Below are 3,959 nucleotides of genomic sequence, written 5' to 3' on the forward strand. Positions count from 1 at the left end.
CCCGGCCAACAGCGTTCCGACCTCCGAACAACCCGCCTCCACACGCCCCTCCAGCCGCCTCGCCGCCCTCCGTGAATGCGAGGGCGACCACGTACAGGCGACCCTCTTTCGCCCGATCGGCGACGAAACCCTCTGCAACCGCTGCCTCACCTCACCACCCACCGGTCACTGGGTCTGACGGAGCCGGGAACGGACCCGGACGGCTACCGGAAGGTCGCCGCAGAATCCGAGACCCGTCCCAGTCCGATTGCTACGCGGAGTCGGATAGTTCAAGCCGCTCACACCACTTCCCCGGCTGCTGTAGGTTCCCGACCATGGCCGCGAGCAAAGAGATCGAGAACCCGGAGTCGCGCTTCTCCGCAGTGCTGGCCAGTGCCGCCAGGCTTCCGGGTGTGCGTATCCACAGGGAGGAATACCTCCGAAAGGCGCTGGCCCGCTATTGCTCCGAGGACGAGATCCGGAGGGCGATCGAGGAGACCCCCGCAGCGGCAGGCATCTCTCTCGAGGTTCTGGAGAAAGCGGCCAACGACTCCATCAACTACGAAGCCGCCAAGGCCAGTGCCCTCTCCGCGGCTGCCGGGATACCCGGCTTCATCGCTCTTCCCGCCACGGTGCCCGCCGACACGGCCCAGTACTTCGGCCACATGCTGCGCATCGCGCAGAAGCTCGCCTACCTCTACAGCTGGCCCGATCTGTTCTCCGGCGACAGCGATGACATCGATGACGCGACCAAGGGAGTGCTCACGCTCTTCTTCGGTGTCATGTTCGGCACCCAGTCGGCGAACGCCGCCGTGGGGAAGGTCGCGGGGATGATGTCGAAGGAGGTCGCCAAGAAGCTGCCCCAGAAGGCACTCACCCAGGGCGTCATCTACCCCATCGTGAAGAAAGTCGCGGGCTACCTCGGCGTTCAGATGACGAAGCAGACCTTCGCGAAGTCCGTCTCCAAGGCCATCCCCGTCGTCGGGGCCGTCGTCTCCGGCGGGCTCACTCTCGCCACCTACCTTCCCATGGCCAAGAGGCTGAAAAAGCACCTCTCCAGCCTGGAACTGACGAAGCCGGCGCACCGGGTCGTCGACGAGCCTGTCGTGGATGGGGAGGTCGTAGACGGCGAAGTCGTGGAAGTGCACGAGCACTCCGCCACGATCCCTGAGCAGCATGGCGCGGACGACACCGCCGTCAAGCCGGGGAAACCGCATTCGTCCTAGCCCACCCTTAGGAGTAGAACCACGGGCCCGGAGCGCCGGGGCGCGTATCCCGCGTTGTCGGTGCCGCCGGGCAGGATGCGCGCCATGGCATCGCGAGGCGACAGTGACGAGGCGTACGTGGTCGGCCTGTGCAACCGCGTCCTCGGCGAACAGGCCCTGACGCAGCACCGGTTCGACTGGCTGCTGGGCGACCCGGGGACCGGGGGCCGGCAGGTCAGGTTGCCGGTCGACGCGTACTGGCCCGGTCACCAACTCGTGGTCGAGTACCGGGAGCGCCAGCACGACCAGCCGGTGCCGCACTTCGACAAGCCGGACCGGCTCACCGTGAGCGGTGTCCACCGGGGCGAGCAGCGGGCGTTGTACGACGCCCGTCGTGAGACCGAGATCCCCGCCCACGGGTTGCGGCTGGTCGTGGTCCGGCCCGCCGACCTCGACGCGGACGGACGCGGCAGACTCCGGCGCAGTGAGGAAGCCGACCTGGCGGTCCTGCGGAAGATGCTCGCCCGGGGCAGTGACGAGGACCGGGTCACCGACGCCTTCCGCGCCTGGCTGCTCGGCGAGGGGTGGACACCGGTCGAGCCCACGGACCGCTGGACCGACCTCGAAGCGGTCCGCGGCGAGGAGCGGCTGATCTGCGAGACCAAGGGCCGCACAAGCGAGAAGGGCATCGACGCCGACATCGCCTACGGGCATTTGCTGCGCCGCATGACGAGCCGGGACGCCCGCACCCGGTACGCACTCGTCGTACCGTCCTCGTCCGTGAAGGCCGTCGAGCGGGTTCCGGCACACGTCCGCGAGCTGCTGCGGATCGACGTGTACGAGGTCACGGACGACAACGGGGTGTGCCGGCTGCCCGCATGATGTGTGCAGAGCCGACTGACCGTAGTGCCCGTCGGTCGGCCGCCGAAAACCCTGGCCCTTCATGTACATCTGCTACATTCGTTACATGAGTGAACCGGTAGTCGAGTCCATGGCCGAGGTCCGCAGTCACCTCGCCGACGTCATCGATCGCGCCCGCCGCGACGAGACACCGACGATCATCACCCGGCGCGGCAAGCAGGAAGCCGTCGTGATCGACATCCAGGAGTACCAGCGGCTGCGCCAACTCGCCGAGGACGCCGAAGAAGCATGGCTCAACCGGCTGGCCGACGAAGCCGAGTCCGAAGGCACCGACGGGTCGGTCTCGCTCGAAGAGATGGCCGCCCTGCTCCGCGACCGGCAGGACTGACGCGCATGGGGTACGTCACTCGCTTCACCCCGCACGCCCAGCGGGACATGCTCAAGATCCCGCGCCCCGACGCCCTGCGCATCCTGCACCGGCTGGCTGAACTCCAGAGAGCAATGGACGCAGGGGACACGGCGGCGTTCGACGTGAAAGCCCTCCGGGGCCACGACGCCCGGTGGCGGCTCAGGGTCGGCGACTACCGCGTCGTCTACACCATCGAGGACGACCGGCTCATCGTGTGGGTCCTGACCGCGGGCAACCGCCGCGAGGTCTACCGTCAGACTCCTTGAGGACCCGCGCCGCGCACGGTCCCTTCCAGCCCGCTCGGAGGCCACCCCGACAAGGCCGACGGCATCCGTCCGCCGCCCGACAGACAACCACCGTGGGGGCGTCGTACCTGGTCAGCAGGGCTGCTGCCACGGAATCCTCGGGGCGTGACCACTTCCCCCGGCCAGGCGCGGCGGTCTCATTCCGCTTCACCGCATCGCCCCGCGGCGCGCGGCGCGCCCGTCGGCTCGCGTCCTGCCAGATGGACGCCTGGGGCTGGCTGTACGGCACCCCGGCGCACGACTCCGTAGAGCTGATCATGTCCGAGCCGGCCGCCAACGCCATGACCCAGGGGCGGGTGCCCGGCAGGGACGCCGAGCTGCGGCTCAGCCGGGAGGACGGCGGGCGTGGACTCCTCCGCGTCACCGCCCTGGCCTGGGAGCGGGGAACGGCCCCACGCCCAGGCCCCCCGGCGAGACCGTCTGGGCGGTGGTACCCGCCGTGCCGGTCCACGGGTGAGCCGGGGAAGCACCCGGTCCCGTCAGTAGTGGTAGCGGGCTTTGATGATCACGACTTCCTTTTCGGTGGCCCGGTAGACGAGGCGGTGCTCGTCGTCGATCCGGCGTGACCAGTAGCCCGACAGGTCGCCCTTCAACGGCTCCGGTCTGCCGATGCCAGTGAAGGGGTCCCGCTGGATCTCGGCGATCAGGCGGCCGAGCTTGCGGAAGAGCTTCCTGTCGGCGGCCTGCCAGTACAGCAGGTCCTCCCAGCCGGTGGGACGGAACCGTACGTCCCTCACTCGCCGTCCTCCGCCAGGGCCTCCAGCTCCGCCATGCTCCGGGTGATCACCGGGGTGTCGGCGGCCTTGTCCGCGGCGACGGCCGCCATGAGATGGGCGGCATTGGCCGGCGAACGCAGCAGGTAGACGGTCTCCTGCCAGGAACGGAAGTCGTCGGCCGACATCAGTATGGCGTTGCCGGCCCGGGAGGTGATCTCCACCGGCTCGTGGTCGTCGTTGACCTGCTGGATCAGCGGGAAAAGCCTGGCCCGGGCCTCGCTGGCGGTGATGGACATGCCCCTCCTCCAGGAACTGGTACGGAAAAGCCGTACCAGTCGGATGGTACAGGGACCCAGTACGAGTCGCGGCCTGACGCTTCACAGCACGGAGTTCGACCGCACGAAGTCCTGGTGAGCCGCCGGGCGAAGCCCTCAGGCTGCGGAAGCGCCCTAGTCGCCGCCACCACTACCGCCTCCGTCCCCAC

6 protein-coding genes are annotated in these 3,959 nt (G+C 68.7%); 4 read left to right on the forward strand and 2 right to left on the reverse strand.

Features of this window, described 5'->3' with window-relative positions; translation table 11 throughout:
* The first annotated feature begins 314 nt into the window (after positions 1-314).
* From C1J00_RS39635 to C1J00_RS39650, 4 genes are all read left to right on the forward strand, one after another.
* Complete coding sequence (locus C1J00_RS39635; RefSeq protein WP_102913706.1) at positions 315-1,205, forward strand: hypothetical protein; 891 nt, start codon at positions 315-317, stop codon at positions 1,203-1,205.
* A gap of 84 nt (positions 1,206-1,289) precedes the next feature.
* Positions 1,290-2,066: a hypothetical protein gene (locus tag C1J00_RS39640; protein ID WP_102913707.1), complete on the forward strand. Its 777-nt coding sequence runs from the start codon at positions 1,290-1,292 to the stop codon at positions 2,064-2,066.
* Between the two features lie 85 nt (positions 2,067-2,151).
* Positions 2,152-2,433: a type II toxin-antitoxin system Phd/YefM family antitoxin gene (locus tag C1J00_RS39645; RefSeq protein WP_245936696.1), complete on the forward strand. Its 282-nt coding sequence runs from the start codon at positions 2,152-2,154 to the stop codon at positions 2,431-2,433.
* Between the two features lie 5 nt (positions 2,434-2,438).
* Positions 2,439-2,720 (forward strand): type II toxin-antitoxin system RelE family toxin, encoded by a 282-nt coding sequence (locus C1J00_RS39650; RefSeq protein ID WP_102913709.1) that lies wholly within the window; start codon positions 2,439-2,441, stop codon positions 2,718-2,720.
* A 518-nt stretch (positions 2,721-3,238) separates the two neighbouring features.
* Here C1J00_RS39650 and C1J00_RS39660 read toward each other — a convergent pair.
* Together C1J00_RS39660 and C1J00_RS39665 are read right to left on the reverse strand one after the other, a co-directional pair.
* Positions 3,239-3,496, reverse strand: coding sequence for a Txe/YoeB family addiction module toxin (locus tag C1J00_RS39660; RefSeq protein ID WP_102913710.1), 258 nt, complete (start codon positions 3,494-3,496; stop codon positions 3,239-3,241).
* Positions 3,493-3,771, reverse strand: a complete 279-nt coding sequence (locus C1J00_RS39665) for a type II toxin-antitoxin system Phd/YefM family antitoxin (RefSeq protein ID WP_102913711.1) — start codon at positions 3,769-3,771, stop codon at positions 3,493-3,495. The genes C1J00_RS39660 and C1J00_RS39665 overlap by 4 nt, the downstream gene beginning before the upstream one ends.
* Positions 3,772-3,959 lie beyond the last annotated feature (188 nt).

The sequence above is a fragment of the Streptomyces cahuitamycinicus genome, from assembly GCF_002891435.1.
Taxonomy (GTDB): domain Bacteria; phylum Actinomycetota; class Actinomycetes; order Streptomycetales; family Streptomycetaceae; genus Streptomyces; species Streptomyces cahuitamycinicus.

Bases quoted from the DNA above. Each gene is read 5' to 3' on its own strand.
- C1J00_RS39635 (WP_102913706.1), top strand. From the start codon at position 315: ATGGCCGCGAGCAAAGAGATCGAGAACCCGGAGTCGCGCTTCTCCGCA.
- C1J00_RS39640 (WP_102913707.1), top strand. From the start codon at position 1,290: ATGGCATCGCGAGGCGACAGTGACGAGGCGTACGTGGTCGGCCTGTGC.
- C1J00_RS39645 (WP_245936696.1), top strand. From the start codon at position 2,152: ATGAGTGAACCGGTAGTCGAGTCCATGGCCGAGGTCCGCAGTCACCTC.
- C1J00_RS39650 (WP_102913709.1), top strand. From the start codon at position 2,439: ATGGGGTACGTCACTCGCTTCACCCCGCACGCCCAGCGGGACATGCTC.
- C1J00_RS39665 (WP_102913711.1), bottom strand. From the start codon at position 3,771: ATGTCCATCACCGCCAGCGAGGCCCGGGCCAGGCTTTTCCCGCTGATC.